The 16,390-nt window shown below is 71.3% G+C and carries 12 protein-coding genes, 2 rRNA genes and 1 pseudogene (1 of these 15 running past the window's edge); 4 read left to right on the forward strand and 11 right to left on the reverse strand.

Annotation, left to right across the window (positions count from 1 at the left end):
• Positions 1 to 55 precede the first annotated feature (55 nt).
• The 4 genes from ACQPW6_RS06745 to ACQPW6_RS06760 form a co-directional block, all read right to left on the reverse strand.
• Entirely contained in the window at positions 56 to 970 is a 915-nt protein-coding gene (locus tag ACQPW6_RS06745) for an NAD kinase (protein ID WP_433888617.1), read from the reverse strand.
• The gene (locus ACQPW6_RS06750; RefSeq protein WP_433888618.1) at positions 967 to 1,773 is read right to left on the reverse strand and encodes a TlyA family RNA methyltransferase; all 807 of its coding nucleotides are present in this window, start codon (positions 1,771 to 1,773) and stop codon (positions 967 to 969) included. The genes ACQPW6_RS06745 and ACQPW6_RS06750 overlap by 4 nt, the downstream gene beginning before the upstream one ends.
• Positions 1,774 to 1,780: 7 nt before the next feature.
• Complete coding sequence (locus ACQPW6_RS06755) at positions 1,781 to 1,909, reverse strand: hypothetical protein (RefSeq protein WP_433888619.1); 129 nt, start codon at positions 1,907 to 1,909, stop codon at positions 1,781 to 1,783.
• Between the two features lie 376 nt (positions 1,910 to 2,285).
• Complete coding sequence (locus ACQPW6_RS06760) at positions 2,286 to 3,317, reverse strand: histone (RefSeq protein WP_433888620.1); 1,032 nt, start codon at positions 3,315 to 3,317, stop codon at positions 2,286 to 2,288.
• Between the two features lie 131 nt (positions 3,318 to 3,448).
• Between ACQPW6_RS06760 and ACQPW6_RS06765 the strand changes: the two genes are divergently transcribed.
• On the forward strand, positions 3,449 to 3,796 hold the full coding sequence (locus tag ACQPW6_RS06765; RefSeq protein WP_433888621.1) for a sterol-binding protein: 348 nt from the start codon (positions 3,449 to 3,451) through the stop codon (positions 3,794 to 3,796).
• Here ACQPW6_RS06765 and ACQPW6_RS06770 read toward each other — a convergent pair.
• The 3 genes from ACQPW6_RS06770 to ACQPW6_RS06780 all read right to left on the reverse strand — a co-directional run bounded on the left by ACQPW6_RS06770 (position 3,744) and on the right by ACQPW6_RS06780 (position 6,987).
• Complete coding sequence (locus ACQPW6_RS06770) at positions 3,744 to 4,763, reverse strand: ABC transporter ATP-binding protein (RefSeq protein ID WP_433888622.1); 1,020 nt, start codon at positions 4,761 to 4,763, stop codon at positions 3,744 to 3,746. The genes ACQPW6_RS06765 and ACQPW6_RS06770 overlap by 53 nt on opposite strands.
• Positions 4,764 to 4,843: 80 nt before the next feature.
• Positions 4,844 to 5,917 carry a FecCD family ABC transporter permease gene (locus tag ACQPW6_RS06775; RefSeq protein ID WP_433888623.1) on the reverse strand — a complete coding sequence of 358 codons (1,074 nt, stop codon included), beginning with the start codon at positions 5,915 to 5,917 and terminating at the stop codon, positions 4,844 to 4,846.
• A complete protein-coding gene (locus tag ACQPW6_RS06780; RefSeq protein ID WP_433888624.1) occupies positions 5,914 to 6,987 on the reverse strand; it encodes a FecCD family ABC transporter permease in 1,074 nt (357 codons plus the stop codon). The genes ACQPW6_RS06775 and ACQPW6_RS06780 overlap by 4 nt, the downstream gene beginning before the upstream one ends.
• An 89-nt stretch (positions 6,988 to 7,076) precedes the next feature.
• Between ACQPW6_RS06780 and ACQPW6_RS06785 the strand changes: the two genes are divergently transcribed.
• Positions 7,077 to 8,105, forward strand: a complete 1,029-nt coding sequence (locus ACQPW6_RS06785; protein WP_433888625.1) for an ABC transporter substrate-binding protein — start codon at positions 7,077 to 7,079, stop codon at positions 8,103 to 8,105.
• Between the two features lie 4 nt (positions 8,106 to 8,109).
• Positions 8,110 to 8,955, forward strand: a complete 846-nt coding sequence (locus tag ACQPW6_RS06790) for a siderophore-interacting protein (protein ID WP_433888626.1) — start codon at positions 8,110 to 8,112, stop codon at positions 8,953 to 8,955.
• Between the two features lie 46 nt (positions 8,956 to 9,001).
• Here the strand turns inward: ACQPW6_RS06790 and ACQPW6_RS06795 are convergent, their stop codons facing one another.
• Complete coding sequence (locus ACQPW6_RS06795; RefSeq protein ID WP_433888627.1) at positions 9,002 to 10,021, reverse strand: HAD-IIA family hydrolase; 1,020 nt, start codon at positions 10,019 to 10,021, stop codon at positions 9,002 to 9,004.
• 73 nt (positions 10,022 to 10,094) lie between these two features.
• Here ACQPW6_RS06795 and ACQPW6_RS06800 point away from each other — a divergent pair, with 73 nt between their 5' ends.
• Positions 10,095 to 11,369: a DUF1015 domain-containing protein gene (locus ACQPW6_RS06800; RefSeq protein WP_433888628.1), complete on the forward strand. Its 1,275-nt coding sequence runs from the start codon at positions 10,095 to 10,097 to the stop codon at positions 11,367 to 11,369.
• 448 nt (positions 11,370 to 11,817) lie between these two features.
• Here ACQPW6_RS06800 and ACQPW6_RS06805 read toward each other — a convergent pair.
• The 3 genes and pseudogenes from ACQPW6_RS06805 to ACQPW6_RS06815 all read right to left on the reverse strand — a co-directional run.
• A pseudogene (locus ACQPW6_RS06805) lies at positions 11,818 to 12,469 on the reverse strand (hypothetical protein); the annotation flags it as partial.
• A gap of 1,450 nt (positions 12,470 to 13,919) precedes the next feature.
• A 5S ribosomal RNA gene (rrf, locus tag ACQPW6_RS06810) occupies positions 13,920 to 14,036 on the reverse strand.
• 134 nt (positions 14,037 to 14,170) lie between these two features.
• Positions 14,171 to 16,390: ribosomal RNA gene (locus ACQPW6_RS06815) — 23S ribosomal RNA — on the reverse strand; it runs 906 nt beyond the window's last position.

Below are 16,390 nucleotides of genomic sequence, written 5' to 3' on the forward strand. Positions count from 1 at the left end.
CGACGCCAGCCTGTGACGGATCACTGCCGCCGCCGCCCGCACCCGGCCGCCGGGTCTACTGCGGGGCGCCCCGCCAGCCCGCCACCGGCAGCGCGAACTTCGCCACCAGCCGGTCGGTGAACGACGCGTCGTGCAGCCGGGCCAGCAGCACAGGCGTCTCACTGCGCCGCACCTCCACCCGGGCGCCGGGCGCCAGTTCCACGGTCCTGCGCCCGTCGCACCACAGCACGCCGTGCGGGGTCTGCGGCTGCACCTCGACGGCGAGCACCGACTTCGGCGAGGTGACCAGCGGCTTGGCGAACAGCGCGTGCGCGCTGATCGGCACCATCAGCAGCGCCTCCACCTCGGGCCAGACCACCGGGCCGCCGGCCGAGAACGCGTAGGCGGTGGAGCCGGTGGGTGTCGCGCAGACCACGCCGTCGCCGCCGAACCTGGACACCGGGCGGCCGTCCACCTCGGTGACGACTTCGAGCAGCCGCTCGCGGGACGCCTTCTCCACCGACGCCTCGTTCATCGCCCAGTCCCGGTGCACCGCCTCTCCGTCATTGAGGACCACGACTTCGAGGGTCATCCGCTTCTCGACCTTGTATGCCCGGTCGACGACCCGCTCCACGACCTTCTCCAGGTCGTCCCGCTCGGCCTCGGCGAGGAAGCCGACCCGGCCCAGGTTGACCCCGAGCATCGGCACGCCCGAGGCGCGGGCCAGCTCGGCGCCGCGCAGCAGGGTGCCGTCACCGCCCAGCACGATGATCAGCTCGCAGCCCTTGGCCGCCTCGTGATCCGTCTCGTCCGCCAGCTCGACCTCGGGCGGCAGACTCACGTCGGCGGCCTCACCGGCCAGCAGCCGGACGCCGATCCTCTTGCCGAGCAGGTCGCGCACCACCTGTTCCGCACTGTGTACGGCGGCCTCCCGGCCGGTGTGGGCGAGCAGGAAGACGGTACGGTCCTGCGCTTCAGTCTTGATGGTCACCGGGGCCCCTCCGCCACAGCACGGTCTACGTCAGCCGGGTCCAGCGCGGGCGCACCGGCGCGCAGCCACAGAAAATACTCCACGTTCCCGGACGGCCCCGGCAGCGGGCTGGCGGTGACGCCGAGCACGCCGAGCCCCAGCTCCGCCCCCTGCCCGGCGACCTTGCACACGCTCTCCGCGCGCAGCCGGGTGCTGCGCACCACACCGCCGCTGCCCAGGCGCTCCCGGCCGACCTCGAACTGCGGCTTCACCATCAGCACCAGGTCCGCGTCCGGCGCGGCGCAGCGCACCAGCGCGGGCAGCACCAGGCCGAGCGGGATGAACGACAGGTCGCCGACCACCAGATCGACCGGCTCCCCGTCGATCAGGTCGAGGGTCAGCTCGCGGACGTTGGTGCGGTCCTTGACCACCACCCGGTCGTCGCTCTGCAGTGACCAGGCGAGCTGGCCGTAGCCGACGTCCACGGCGACCACCTGGGCGGCGCCGTTGCGCAGCAGCACGTCGGTGAACCCGCCGGTGGACGCGCCGGCGTCCAGCGCGCGGCGGTCCTTGACCGCCAGGCCGAGCGGGACGAACGCGGCCAGCGCGCCGGCCAGCTTGTGGCCGCCGCGCGAGACGTAGTCGGGTTCGCTGTCGTCGGCGATCACCACCAGGGCGGCGCTGGTCTCCACCTGAGTGGCGGCCTTCGTCGCGGTGGTGCCCCCCACGGTCACCCGGCCCGCGGCGATCAGCTGGCTCGCGTGCTCACGCGACCGGGCGAGATTCCTGCGTACCAGCTCGGCGTCGAGTCGGCGTCGTGCCACCTACGGTTCAGCTCCTGTTCTCGTCCAGCGCGGCGAGCGCGTCCCGCAGCCCCCGGTGCACATCCTCGTACACCTCGATGTGCGCCCGCGTCGGCAGTTCGTCCGCGTCAGCGAGTCGCTCAACGGCCTCATCCACCTCAGCATTCCCCGTGGCCGGAACGACCACCCCCAACGGCTCGCACCCGTCCCCCACTTCAGCCCCGTCCGGGGCGGGTGCGGGCCCCGGCTCGGCCCCGGCTTCCCGGGTTTCCCGCCCGGCCGGCGGCTCGCCCGGCCCCCGTCCCGGGCCGGGCCGCTCGACGCCGTCACCCGCGTCGGGCTGCTGCCCGGTCCGCAGATCGCGTCGACCGGCGGTCAAGTACGGCCCCTGGCCCTGGTCCTGGAACGGACCAGGCGTCGGCCGACCAGCCGGAGCGGCCGGCCCGGGCGGGCCAGGGACGGGCCGGACCGGCGCCGGAGTCCCGTCCAGCGACCGCACCTCACCGCGCTCCGGCACGGGCCCGTTGAACGGCTCACCCATTGCCGGCCCCGGCCCCGTTCGCGCTCGACCCGTCCGACGCCTCGGCAGAAGCGGTCTTCGCGGCGGCGGGCGCGGCGGTCTTCTTCGCCGCGGACTTCTTGGCTGCCGTCTGCTTGGCTGCTGTCTGCTTGGCCGGGGCCTTCTTCGCCGCCGCTGTCTTCTTCGTGGCGCCCGCGCCGGTCGCGGTCTTCTTGGCGGGGGCCGTCTTCTCCGTGGCGCCCGCGCCGGGGGCGGTCTTCTTCGCGGCCGTCGTCTTCGCCGGGGCTGCCGTTCCGGTCGCGGTCTTCTTCGCCGCAACGGGCTCTGCGGCGGCCGTCTTCTTTGCCGCCGGCGTCTTCTTCGCGGGCGTCGCCGCCGACTTCTTCGCCGCGCCTGCGGACGCGGTCTTCTTCGCCGCAGCGGCGGACCGCTTCGCCGGGGCGGCCTGCTGGGCCGCTGCCGTCTTCTTCGCGGCGGGCGCCTTCCGCGCGGGAACCGTCTTCGTCGCGGCGGCCTTCCGGGTGGTCGCGGTCTTCTTGGCCGCGGCCTTGTTCGCCGCCGCCTTCTTCGCGGGGGCCGCCTTCTTCGCCGCCGCGGTCTTCTTCTTCGCCGGGGCCGGCGGCTGGTCCGCGGTGTCCACGCGGACGTGCTGCACCGGCGGGGCGGGCGCGGGTTCCGGCGCGTCGGCCGGGGCCGGCTGGGCCGCCGGGGATTCGAGGTTGCGGATACGGCGTTCGAGTGTCTCCATCACGACGCCGGCCTTCGTCACCTCGTCGGCGATCCGGCTCACCCGCCCCATCGTCTTGTCCACCTCCTCCCGGATCAGCCCGAGCAGCAGGTCACGATTCGCCCGGCCGGTGGCCAGCAACTCGTCGGCCAGCGTCTGCACCTCCGCCGGGACGGCGGATCCGATCCTGCGCTGGACGGCATCGACGTCGATGCCGGTCTGGTCGAGCAGCTCCCTGGCCGCATCGACCGCACGGCGCCGGGTGGCCTCGGTCAGGCCGCCCGCGATCTGCAGACAGGTACGCAGCGCGTCCCGCATCGCTCACACTCCTCGCCTCGCCGGTTGACGCATGTGGTCATGACGCTACCGCCTTCCGCCGTGACAGCCCGCTTACGGGCCTGCGGTACGGTCGGGTCCGACGTCACGCAAGATCGGGGGACACCGCACCGATGGCCACCATCGAGGAGTGCCGGGCCGCGCTGGACCGGTTGTCGGAGAACATGGCCACGGCGGAGGGCGGGGTGCGCTCCGCCGCCGCCATGGACCGCTCGCTGAGCTGCCGGATCAAGGATCTGGACATCACGTTCGTCGGCCGGCTCGCGGGCGGCCGGATCACGGACGTGACCACCGTGCCGGGCGTGCCGTCCGAGAAGGCGCAGATCAGGCTGACGATGACCGGCGACGATCTGGTGGCCATGGTCGGCGGCGAGCTGAACTTCGCGAAGGCGTGGGCGTCGGGCCGGGTCAAGCTCCAGGCGGGCCTGCGGGACGTGGTCCGGCTGCGCTCCCTGCTGTAGCGGCGACGGCCGAGCCCGCGTCCGCGTCCGCGTCCGGGCCGGACTCCTCGACGGGCGCCGGTCCCGTACGCCGCCGGGCCGCCGGTATCACCAGCGGCGTACCGCTCTCCGGGTCCTCGATGATCCGGCAGCGCACCCCGAAGACCCGTTCGACCAGCTCGGCGTCGATGATCTCGGCCGGCGGCCCCTGCGCCTCGATCCGGCCGTCCCGCATGGCGATCAGGTGGGTGGCGTAGCGCGCGGCCTGGTTGAGGTCGTGCAGCACGGCGACCAGCGTGCGCCCGCGCTGCTCGTGCAGCTCCGCGCACAGGTCGAGGACGTCGATCTGGTGCTGGATGTCGAGGAACGTGGTCGGCTCGTCGAGCAGCAGCAGCGGGGTCTGCTGGGCGAGGGCCATCGCGATCCACACGCGCTGCCGCTGCCCGCCGGACAGTTCGTCGACATAGCGATCGGCCAGTGCGGCGATTCCGGTGGCCGCCATCGATTCGTCGACGATCCGCTCGTCCTCCGCCGACCACTGCCGCAGCAGCCCCTGGTGCGGGTAGCGGCCACGGGCGACCAGGCCGGAGACGGTGATGCCGTCGGGCGCCACCGAACTCTGCGGGAGCAGCCCGAGCGTTCTGGCCACGGACTTGGCCGGCAGGCCGCCGATCGCCCGGCCGTCGAGCAGCACCCGGCCCTCGGACGGCCTGAGCAGCCTGGACAGCGCGCGCAGCAGCGTGGACTTGCCGCAGGCGTTGGGCCCGACGATGACGGTGAACGACCGGTCGGGCACGGCGACCGTCAGGTCCCGGGTGATGACCCGCTGGTCGTAGGCGAGGGTGACGGACTCGGCACGCAGCCGGGTGCCGTCCGCCGGCTCGACCGGTTCCACCGGCCGGGCCGGTCCTGCCGGCGCGACCGGTCCTGCCGGCGCGACCGGTCCTGCTGCCGGCTTGTCCGTTGACTTGTCGGTACGGCGGGCCATGCGGCTGCTCTCCGGGTTCTGGGGTGGGTTGTCCTGACGGCGGTCCGGTCGATCAGCGTCCGGCCTGCTCCGCGCCCGTCTCATATCCGGCCCGCCCTGCGCTCGCTGATCAGCAGCCACAGCAGGTAGCCGCCGCCCAGTACCCCGGTGGCCACACCGACCGGCACCTGCCCGGAGCCGAAGGCGTGCTGCGCGGCGAGGTCGGCGAGTACCAGCAGGGCCGCGCCCATCAGCGCGGACGGCAGCAGGCCGACGCCCGGCGACTTCGTCAGCCGGCGGGCCAGCTGCGGCGCCGTGAGGGCGACGAAGACGATCGGCCCGGCCGCCGCCGTCGCCGACGCGGTGAGCAGAACGGCCGTCAGTACGACGATCAGCCGGGTGCGTTCGACGGAGACGCCCAGCGCGTGCGCCGCGTCGTCGCCCATCTCGGTGATCCGCAGCGCCCTGCTCTGGCCGAGCAGGACCGGCATCAGCACCACGCAGGCGCCGAGCAGCGGCCAGACCTGGTCCCAGTCGCGGCCGTCGAGCGATCCCGCGATCCACACCACGGCCCGTGCCGCGTCCACGAAGTTCGCCTTGACCAGCAGGTAGCTGTTGACGGCCGAGAGCACGGCGGTCGCGCCGATCCCGATCAGCACCAGCCGGTAGCCGTGCACCCCGCGCTGCCACGCCAGCAGGTAGACGCCGACGCCGGTGAGCAGGCCGCCGGCCACCGCGCCGACGGCGACCTGGTAGCTGGAGCCGTGCATGACGACGATGACGATCAGCGCACCGGCCGCCGAGCCCTGGCCGAAGCCGATCACGTCCGGGCTGCCGAGCGGGTTGCGCGCCACGGTCTGGAAGGCGGCGCCCGACATGCCGAGCGCGGCGCCGACCAGCAGCGCCACGATCACCCGGGGCAGCCGCAGCTCGCGGATGATGAACTCCTGGCCCGCGGTGCCGTGTCCGGTCAGGGTGCGGAGCACGTCGAGCGGCGCGATGGCGTAGTCGCCGGTGCCGGTCAGTACGACGGCGCCGGCCAACGCGACGACCAGCAGCCCGGCGCAGACCAGCAGCGCGCGCCGGTCGACCCGTACCGACCGGCCGCCGCGGGTGCGCAGGACGGGGCCACGGCCGCCCGTCGCCGTCCGGTCCGCAGCCGTTCCGGCGTTCACAGCTCGGCCATCTTCCTGCGCCTGACCAGGATGATGAAGACCGGCCCGCCCAGTACGGCGGTGACGATGCCGACCTGGAGTTCGGCCGGCCGGGTGACCAGCCGGCCGATCACGTCGGCGCCGAGCAGCAGCACCGGGGACAGCACCGCCGCGTACGACAGCACCCAGCGCATGTCCGGGCCGGTGATGCCGCGCACGATGTGCGGCACCATCAGCCCGATGAAGACGATCGGCCCGCAGGCCGCGGTGGCCGCGCCGCACAGCAGCGTGATGGCGGTCATCACCAGCACCCGGGTCGTGGTGAGCCGGGCGCCGAGGCCGCGGGCGGTGTCGTCGCCGAGCGCGAGCGCGTTGAGCGGCCTGGCCATGGCGAGGGCGATGACGGCGCCGACGAGGAGGAAGGGCGCGACCCGGCGGACGGTGGCCATGTCGGCGGCGGCCAGCGAGCCGACCTGCCAGAAGCGCATCCGGTCCAGGGCCACGTTGTCGCTGAGTTCGACGGCGCTGGTCCAGCCCTGGAGCAGCGCGGTGACCGCGGTGCCGGCCAGCGCCAGCCGTACCGGGGTGGCGGCCCGGCTGCCGCCGACGAAGTAGACGAGCGCGGAGACCACCGCGGCCCCGGCCAGCGCGAACCACACGTAGCCGGTCATCGTGCCGACCCCGAAGAAGCTGATGCCGGTGACGACGGCCGCGGCGGCGCCCGCGTTCACCCCGAGCAGCCCGGGGTCGGCGAGCGGGTTGCGGGTCAGTGCCTGCATGGCGGCGCCCGCGATGCCGAGTGCGGCGCCGACCAGCAGGCCGAGCAGCGTACGGGGCAGCCGCAGCCGGCGGACCACCACGTCGTTGTCGGTGCCGGAGTAGTGGAAGAGCCCGTGCCAGACCTGGTCGAGCGGGATCTCCTTGGAGCCGATGGCGACGCTCGCGACGGCGACCACGACCAGCAGGGCCGCGGCGGCCAGCAGCCCGGCGGCCCGCTTCGCGTTCACCTGGGCGATGCCGGCGGGTGGCGGCGGTGGGCCGGTGGCCAGGGCCTGTTCTGCGGCCGGTGGGGAGTGGTGGTCGATCAACACGAACGTTAGGTTAGCCTACCCTTGCTAGTTGACTCCGAGCAGAGTGGCGATCCCTGATGCATAACTCCCGTTTCGCACCCACGTCCGGAATGTCGCGACGAGGAGTCCTCGCGGCCGGCGGGTCCGTCGCCGTCGGCGCGCTCCTCACCGCCTGCGGCAGCTCGAACGACTCCGACCCGGGATCGGATTCCGCCGCCACCGCCTCCGGAGCGGCCAAGGCCCCCGCGGGCCCGTGGTCCTTCACCGACGACCGCGGGACGACCGTCAAGAAGAACCGTACCCCCGCCAAGATCGTCGCCTACGTCGGGGCCGCCGCCGCACTGCACGACTACGGGGTGGAGTGCGCCGGGGTCTTCGGCCCGGCCAAGCTCAAGAACGGCTCCCCCGACGCCCAGGCCGGCGGCCTCGACATCGCGAAGCTGACGCTCCTCGGCAACGTCTGGGGCGAGTTCAACATCGAGAAGTACGCGGCGATGTCCCCCGACCTGCTGATCAGCCACATGTACGACCCCAAGTCGCTGTGGTATGTGCCCGAGCAGAGCGCGAAGAAGATCCTCGGCATCGCCTCCAGCGTCGGCATCAACGTCGCCGGGGGTGTGCCGCTGACCACGCCGCTTCAGCGGTACGCCGAACTCGCCGCCTCGCTCGGCGCCGACCTGAAGTCCACGGCCAACGCCGCCGCCAAGGCCCGCTTCGAGAAGTCCTCCGCCGACCTGCGCGCCGCCGCCAAGGCGTCCGGCGGCATCAAGGTGATGGCCGCGTCCGCGAGCGCCGACTCCTTCTACGTCTCCACCCCGTCCTCGGCGGCCGACCTGACGTACTACAAGAGCCTGGGCGTGGACTTCATCGTCCCCGACAAGGTCGAGGGCGGCTTCTTCGAGACGCTGAGCTGGGAGACCGCCGACAAGTACAAGTCCGACGTGGTGATGCTCGACAACCGCTCGGCGTCCCTCCAGCCCAAGGACCTGACGGGCAAGCCGACCTGGGCGCAGCTGCCCGCCGTCAAGGCCGGGCAGGTGCTGGGCTGGCCGAGCGAGCCGATCTTCTCCTACGCCAGGTGCGCGGACCAGATCGAGGCGCTGACCAAGGCCGTCACCGGTGCGAAGAAGGTGAGCTGACGCCATGTCCGACGTGACCTTCGCGTTCTTCCACCCGCGGGTGCTGCGGACCGAGCGGCTGTCGCCGACGCTGATCCGGGTGGTGTTCGGCGGCGACGACCTCGCCGCGGTGGTCAGCGGCGGCCGGGACCAGCGGTTCAAGCTGTTCCTGCCGCGCCCCGGTCAGGACGCGCCGGTACTGCCCGACGTGCTCGACTCGGACTGGTACCCGCGGTGGCGGGAGCTCGACCCCGAGGTGCGCGGGATCATGCGGACGTACACCGTCAGGAACGTGCGGCGCGATCCCGCAGAGGTGGACGTGGACTTCGCCCTGCACGGCGACCTCGGGCCCGCCTCCCGCTGGGCCCAGCAGGCCCGCCCCGGCGACCGGGTGGCGATCCTCGCCCCGGTCGTGACGGACAACGGCGGGGTGGACTTCTGCCCGCCCGACGACACCGAGTGGGTGCTGATCGCCGCCGACGAGACGGCGCTGCCCGCCGTCGCCGGCATCCTCGACTGGCTGCCGGCCGACACCCCGGCCAGGGTGTGGATCGAGGTCGCCCACCCCGACGACCGGCTGCCGCTGCCCGCCAGGGCGAACACCGAGATCACCTGGCTGGTGCGGCCCGCCCCGACGGCCGACCGCACCACCGCGCTGCTGTCCGCCGTCACGGCCGCCGGCCTGCCGTCGGGAACTCCCTATGCCTGGCTGGCCGGTGAGGCCGCCGCCATCCGCGCGCTGCGCCGCCACCTGGTCAACGACCGCGGCTACCCGCGCCCCGCCGTGTCCTTCGCCGGCTACTGGCGGCAGGGCACCACGGAGGACGAGCTGCTGACGGCGGCGATCGAGGCGGCGGAGGAGTCGGCCTGACGGGAGCCGGCGGCCGGTTCGCCGTCGGAACCAGGTCGGTTCGCCGTCAGAAACCCAGCCTGGCCAGGGCCTTGTCCGCGTTGAGGTCGCAGGTGCCCTCGCCGGCCTCGGTCCACGCCGCTGCCGCGAGGGCGCGCAGGCCGTCCAGCGGGTCGCCGTCGCCCTCCAGCGTCAGGACGTCCGACGCCTCGGCCGTCCAGCCGCCGCAGGTGTGGCCCGCGCCGGAGGCGGTGACCTCGGGGTGCGGGGTGAGCAGGCCGCGCAGGTCCGCCGCGATGTACGTGGGGCGGTGCCGCGGCTCGGCGGCCAGCAGTTGGGCCGGGGTGGCGACACCGGTCAGCACCAGCAGCGAGTCGACCTTCCCGGTGTGCGCGCCCTCGATGTCGGTGTCGAGCCGGTCCCCCACCACCAGCGGCCGCTTCGCGCCCGTCCTGATCACCGTCTCCCGGTGCATCGGCGGCAGCGGCTTGCCCGCCACCTGCGGTTCCGCGCCGGTCGCGATCCGCACCACCTGCACGGCGGCGCCGTTGCCGGGCGCGACCCCGCGCGCGCTGGGAATCGTCAGATCCGTGTTGGACGCGAACCACGCCACACCCGCGTTGACCGCGTACGTCATCTCCGCGAGGTGCGACCAGCGCAGGTCGGGCGCGTACCCCTGCACGGCCGCCGCGAGGCCGTCCTCGTCCGCGGACTCCACCGGCCGCAGGCCCCGTTCGCGCAGCGCCTGGAACAGCCCCTCACCGCCCACCGCGAGCACCTTCGCACCGGCCGGCACCTGGTCGGCGATCAGCCGCGCCACCGCCTGCGCCGAGGTGATCACATCCTCCGCCTCGGCCGGAACGCCCAGTTCTGTGAGGTGCCGGGCCACAGTCTGGGGGGTGCGGGCCGCGTTGTTCGTCACATAGGCGAGACGCATCCCGTCGGCGCGGGCCGACTCCAGCGACTCCGGCGCGTGCCCGATCGCGTCGGCACCCCGGTAGACGACACCGTCAAGGTCGAGCAGCGCGGTGTCATACGCCACGTCCAACGCTCGTTCGCTGCCGTTCGGACTGGTCGGATGGGTCATGACGGGCTCGCTCCTCGCATGTCGTCGATGGCCCGATCATCCCCTATGGCCGCCGCGCACATAACATGCGCTGATGAGCGCTCCCCGTACCGACGCCGACCACGGACTGCGACTTGTCCCCTTCCGCGGGCTGCGTTACGTGCCGGACCGGATCGGCAGCCTGGCCGCCGTCACCTCGCCGCCGTACGACGTGGTGGTCAGCCCCGAGGGCCAGCGCCGGCTGGAGACCGCCGACCCGCACAACGTCGTCCGGCTGATCCTGCCGGACGCCGAGACGCCGGTGGCCAGGCACCGCAAGGCCGCCCGCACCCTCGCCGGCTGGATCGACGACGGCGTGCTGGTCGCCGACCCGGAGCCGGCACTCTATGTCTACGAGCAGCGTGACGGCGAGCACTTCCAGCGCGGTGTGATCGGCGCCCTCCGCCTGTCGCCACCGGAGCAGGGCGTCGTCCTGCCGCACGAGGACGTCATGCCCGGCCCGGTCGCCGACCGCGCCGCCCTGATGCGCGCCACCGGCGCCAACCTCGAACCGCTGCTGCTCGCCTACCGCGACGGCGAGGCCACCGCCCGCATCGTGGACCGCACCGCGGACGAGAGCGAGCCGCTGCTGTCGATCAGCACCGAGGACGGCATACGGCACCGCCTGTGGTCGCTCACCGACCCGGCCGACCTCGCCGCCGTGGACGCCGACCTCGCGCAGCGCCAGGCGCTGATCGCCGACGGCCACCACCGCTGGGCGACCTACCGCCGCCTCCAGGCCGCGCAGCAGCCCGGCACCCCCTGGGACTACGGCCTGGTGCTGCTGGTGGACACCGCCCGCTACCCGCTGCGGGTCCGGGCCATCCACCGGCTGCTGCCCCGGCTGCCGCTCACCGACGCGCTCGACGCCGCCAGGACCGTCTTCCGGGTACGGCCGCTGGCCGGCTCGATGAACAGCGCGCTCGCCGCACTCGCGGAGGCCACCGAGCACGGCAACGCGTTCGTCCTGGCCGGCGACGGCGGCTTCCACCTGCTCGACCGGCCCGACCAGGACCGGCTGGACGCCGACCTGCCGGCCCACCGCCCCGAGCAGTGGCGGCGGCTGGACGCGGCCGTGCTGCACAAGGTGCTGCTCGACAGGGTCTGGCAGATGCCGGACACCCCCGAGTACATCCGCTACATCCACGACACGGCCGCGGCCGTCGCGCTGGCGGAACGGCACGGGGGGACGGCGGTGCTGATGCACCCGGTGCGGGAGGAGGTCGTGCTCGAACTCGCCCGGCAGGGCGTCATGATGCCGCGCAAGTCCACGTCCTTCGGGCCGAAACCGGCGGGCGGGCTGGTGATCAGGAGCTTGGCGCTCGGCTGAGCGGGCGCGGGGTGGGGCGTGCGCGAGGTGGGGCGGGCCGAGAACGCCGAGAGGGCGGCACCCGCGGTGTGCGGGGCCGCCCTCTCGGCGTTCAGTGCGGACGGTCAGTCGTCGTCCCGCTCGGCGCGGTCCGCGTCGTGGGCGGGCTCGCGGAACGGGGAGACCAGGAACGAGGTGGGGGCGGCGGCCGGAGCGTCTTCCGCGGCCTCTTCCTCGTTGTCGTCGTCCTCGTCCTCGTCGTCCTCGTCGTCCTGATCGTCGTCCGTGTCGTCGGCCTCGTCCTCATCGTCGTCGGCGCCAGCCTCAGCCGTCGTGTCGGCGAGGTCGTCGTCCGAGGGGATGTCGTCGTCGGCCACGTCCACCGGGGCGTCATCCGCCTCGGGCTCGCGGTCGGCGGCGGCATCGGGCTCGGCCTTGCCGGGCTCCTCGGTCTCGTCGGACTCGCCGGACTCGTCGTCCTCGGAACCGTCGAAGGCGTCGACGAACTGCACGCCGTCCAGCAGCGCCAGCCGGTCCGAGGCGTCGGTGGTGCCGTTGTGGTCGGCCTCCAGCGCCTTGGCGAACCAGTCGCGGGCCTCGGTCTCACGGCCGACGGCCAGCAGCGCGTCCGCGTAGGCGTACCGCAGCCGTGCCGTCCAGGGGTGGACGGCGTGGGACGCCAGCTCGGAGCTCTGCAGGGTGACCACGGCGGCCTCCGCCTGGCCCATGTCCTGCCGGGCGCCGGCGGCGACCAGCCGCATCTCCACCTGGCCGGCCTTGTCGAGCTTGTGCACCTCGGGCGCGCCCGCCATCTCCAGCGCGCGCTCCGGGCGGCCGAGACCGCGCTCGCAGTCCGCCATGACCGGCCACAGGTCGACCGTGCCGGTCATCCGCCGGGTCGCCCGGAACTCGGCCAGCGCCTCGGCGTACCGCTCGGAGGCGTACGACGCGAAGCCGGCGGCCTCCCGGACGGCCGCGACACGGGACGCCAGTCGGAGCGCGATCCGCGAGTACGCGTACGCCTGCTCCGGCTCGTCGTCCAGCAGCCGCGCCACCATCACGAGGTTGCGCGCCACGTCGTCGGCGAGCGTCTTCGGCAGGCTCATCAGCTCCTGGCGCACGCTCGGGTCGATCTCCTGGCCGGTGACCTCGTCCGGGATCGGCAGCCGCCTGATCGGCTCCCGCTCCTCCCGCCGCTCGTCCCGGCCGCCCCGGTTGTCGAACCTGCCCCGGCCCTCGACGATCGGCCGCCGGCCGTAGCCGCGGTCGTCGTCGCGCCGGGGTCCGCGGTCGTCGTCCCGACGCGGACCGCGCGGACGGTCGTCACGGCGGTCGTCGCGGGGCCGGTCGTCCCGCGGACGGTCGTAGCGGGGACGGTCCTCGCGGGGCCGGTCGTCACGGCGGAACCCACCGCGGTCGTCCTCACGACGGGGGCCACGGGGACGGTCATCGCGCCGGTCGTCGCGCGGACGGTCGTAGCGGGGGCGGTCCTCGCGGGGCCGGTCGTCACGACGGAAGGTGGAGCCGCCGCCGGGGCGGTCGTCTCGGGGGCGGTCGTAGCGCGGGCGATCGTCACGGGGCCGGTCGTCACGACGGAAGCCGCCGGTGGGACGGTCCTCTCGGGGGCGGTCGTAGCGCGGACGGTCATCACGCGGGCGATCGTCACGCGGGCGATCGTCACGCGGGCGATCGTCACGACGGAACCCACCACCGCTGCCACCACCGGGACGGTCATCACGACGGAAGCCGCCACGGTCGTCCTGACGCGGACCACGGGGACGGTCCCCGCCGGAGCGGTCGTCTCGGGGGCGGTCGTAGCGCGGACGGTCATCACGGGGACGGTCATCACGACGGAACCCACCACCGGAACCGCCACCGGGGCGATCCTCGCGGGGCCGGTCGTAGCGCGGGCGATCGTCACGGCGGAACCCACCACCCGAGCCGCCACCCGGGCGGTCGTCACGACGGAAGCCGCCACCGCCACCACCGGGACGGTCGTCCCGACGCGGGCCGCGCGGACGGTCCCCACCGGAACGGTCATCACGGGGGCGGTCAAAGCGCGGGCGATCGTCACGCGGACGGTCATCACGGCGGAACCCACCACCCGAGCCGCCACCGGGGCGGTCACCGCGCGGACGGTCATCACGGGGGCGGTCGTCACGGCGGAACCCACCCCCGCTGCCACCACCTGAGCGGTCGTCACGCCGGAAGCCGGCGCCACCACCTGAGCGGTCGTCGCGGCGCGGACCGCGCGGGCGGTCGTCACGCCGGTCATCCCGACGGTCGTCACGACGGAAGCCACCGCCACCGCTGCCGGGACGGTCGCCGTCCCTGCGCGGGCCGCTACCACCACGGTTGCCGCCGCGGTCGCCGCCACCGCCCTGCGGGCGCGAGTCCCGACGCTCGGGGCGCTCGGGCCGGTCTTCAGGCGAGTTGGACATCGACGTGACTCCTGTCGGATCGTACTGCTGTAGTGCAATTCTCCCGCAGTCGCGGAAGAGGCGCGCATCGAGCGCAAAAAGAAAAACCCCTGGTCCCAGCGCTTAGGCCAGGACCAGGGGTCCAATGATTGTTCGGCGGTGTCCTACTCTCCCACAGGGTCCCCCCTGCAGTACCATCGGCGCTGAAAGGCTTAGCTTCCGGGTTCGGAATGTGACCGGGCGTTTCCCTCACGCTATGACCACCGAAACACTATCGGGCTCGCTCCGCGTGAGCGGAACGGCGACAGAGTCCAAGCGAACAAGCACACTTTTCAGTTAAGTAACCAGTTCACCGGTGCGACTGTTCGCAACCCGGGAACCAAACAGTGGACGCGAGCAACTGAGGACAAGCCCTCGGCCTATTAGTACCGGTCAGCTCCACCCCTCACAGGGCTTCCACATCCGGCCTATCAACCCAGTCGTCTACTGGGAGCCTTACCCCCTCAAGGGGGTGGGAGTCCTCATCTCGAAGCAGGCTTCCCGCTTAGATGCTTTCAGCGGTTATCCCTCCCGAACGTAGCCAACCAGCCATGCCCTTGGCAGGACAACTGGCACACCAGAGGTTCGTCCGTCCCGGTCCTCTCGTACTAGGGACAGCCCTTCTCAAGACTCCTACGCGCGCAGCGGATAGGGACCGAACTGTCTCACGACGTTCTAAACCCAGCTCGCGTACCGCTTTAATGGGCGAACAGCCCAACCCTTGGGACCGACTCCAGCCCCAGGATGCGACGAGCCGACATCGAGGTGCCAAACCATCCCGTCGATATGGACTCTTGGGGAAGATCAGCCTGTTATCCCCGGGGTACCTTTTATCCGTTGAGCGACGGCGCTTCCACAAGCCACCGCCGGATCACTAGTCCCTACTTTCGTACCTGCTCGACCCGTCAGTCTCACAGTCAAGCTCCCTTGTGCACTTACACTCAACACCTGATTGCCAACCAGGCTGAGGGAACCTTTGGGCGCCTCCGTTACTCTTTAGGAGGCAACCGCCCCAGTTAAACTACCCACCAGACACTGTCCCTGATCCGGATCACGGACCGAGGTTAGACATCCAGCACGACCAGAGTGGTATTTCAACGACGACTCCCCGATGGCTGGCGCCACCGGCTCACAGTCTCCCACCTATCCTACACAAGCCGAACCGAACACCAATATCAAGCTATAGTAAAGGTCCCGGGGTCTTTCCGTCCTGCTGCGCGAAACGAGCATCTTTACTCGTAGTGCAATTTCACCGGGCCTATGGTTGAGACAGTCGAGAAGTCGTTACGCCATTCGTGCAGGTCGGAACTTACCCGACAAGGAATTTCGCTACCTTAGGATGGTTATAGTTACCACCGCCGTTTACTGGCGCTTAAGTTCTCAGCTTCGCCATGACGAATCATGACTAACCGGTCCCCTTAACGTTCCAGCACCGGGCAGGCGTCAGTCCGTATACATCGCCTTACGGCTTCGCACGGACCTGTGTTTTTAGTAAACAGTCGCTTCTCGCTGGTCTCTGCGGCCACCCCCAGCTCAAGGAGCAAGTCCTCTCACCAGTGATGGCCCCCCTTCTCCCGAAGTTACGGGGGCATTTTGCCGAGTTCCTTAACCATAGTTCACCCGAACGCCTCGGTATTCTCTACCTGACCACCTGAGTCGGTTTAGGGTACGGGCCGCCATAAAACTCGCTAGAGGCTTTTCTCGACAGCATAGGATCATCCACTTCACCACAATCGGCTCGGCATCAGGTCTCACCCTGTATGAGGAACGGATTTACCTACTCCTCGGGCTACACCCTTACCCCGGGACAACCACCGCCCGGGCTGGACTACCTTCCTGCGTCACCCCATCGCTTACCTACTACCCCCTCGGGTCAGCGGCTCCACCACTCCCACCTCGTCCGAAGACTCAGCAGGCGGCTTCACGGCTTTAGCATCAGAAGATTCAGCATTGGGCGTTTCATAGCGGGTACCGGAATATCAACCGGTTGTCCATCGACTACGCCTGTCGGCCTCGCCTTAGGTCCCGACTTACCCTGGGCAGATCAGCTTGACCCAGGAACCCTTAGTCAATCGGCGCAAGAGTTTCCCACTCTTGTATCGCTACTCATGCCTGCATTCTCACTCGTGAACCGTCCACCACTGCCTTCCGGCGCGGCTTCACCCGGCACACGACGCTCCCCTACCCATCACAGTCCCCGTTGGGGGTATGTACTGCAATGACACGACTTCGGCGGTACGCTTGAGCCCCGCTACATTGTCGGCGCGGAATCACTTGACCAGTGAGCTATTACGCACTCTTTCAAGGATGGCTGCTTCTAAGCCAACCTCCTGGTTGTCTCTGCGACTCCACATCCTTTCCCACTTAGCGTACGCTTAGGGGCCTTAGTCGATGCTCTGGGCTGTTTCCCTCTCGACCATGGAGCTTATCCCCCACAGTCTCACTGCCGCGCTCTCACTTACCGGCATTCGGAGTTTGGCTAAGGTCAGTAACCCGGCAGGGCCCATCGCCTATCCAGTGCTCTACCTCCGGCAAGAAACACACGACGCTGCACCTAAATGCATTTCGGGGAGAACCAGCTAT

The sequence above is a fragment of the Streptomyces sp. CA-111067 genome (assembly GCF_050956065.1).
GTDB lineage: Bacteria > Actinomycetota > Actinomycetes > Streptomycetales > Streptomycetaceae > Actinacidiphila.

Coding starts and splice junctions, on each gene's coding strand:
- ACQPW6_RS06760 (WP_433888620.1), bottom strand. CDS start 3,317: ATGCGGGACGCGCTGCGTACCTGTCTGCAGATCGCGGGCGGCCTGACC.
- ACQPW6_RS06765 (WP_433888621.1), top strand. CDS start 3,449: ATGGCCACCATCGAGGAGTGCCGGGCCGCGCTGGACCGGTTGTCGGAG.
- ACQPW6_RS06770 (WP_433888622.1), bottom strand. CDS start 4,763: ATGGCCCGCCGTACCGACAAGTCAACGGACAAGCCGGCAGCAGGACCG.
- ACQPW6_RS06785 (WP_433888625.1), top strand. CDS start 7,077: ATGTCGCGACGAGGAGTCCTCGCGGCCGGCGGGTCCGTCGCCGTCGGC.
- ACQPW6_RS06790 (WP_433888626.1), top strand. CDS start 8,110: ATGTCCGACGTGACCTTCGCGTTCTTCCACCCGCGGGTGCTGCGGACC.
- ACQPW6_RS06795 (WP_433888627.1), bottom strand. CDS start 10,021: ATGACCCATCCGACCAGTCCGAACGGCAGCGAACGAGCGTTGGACGTG.
- ACQPW6_RS06800 (WP_433888628.1), top strand. CDS start 10,095: ATGAGCGCTCCCCGTACCGACGCCGACCACGGACTGCGACTTGTCCCC.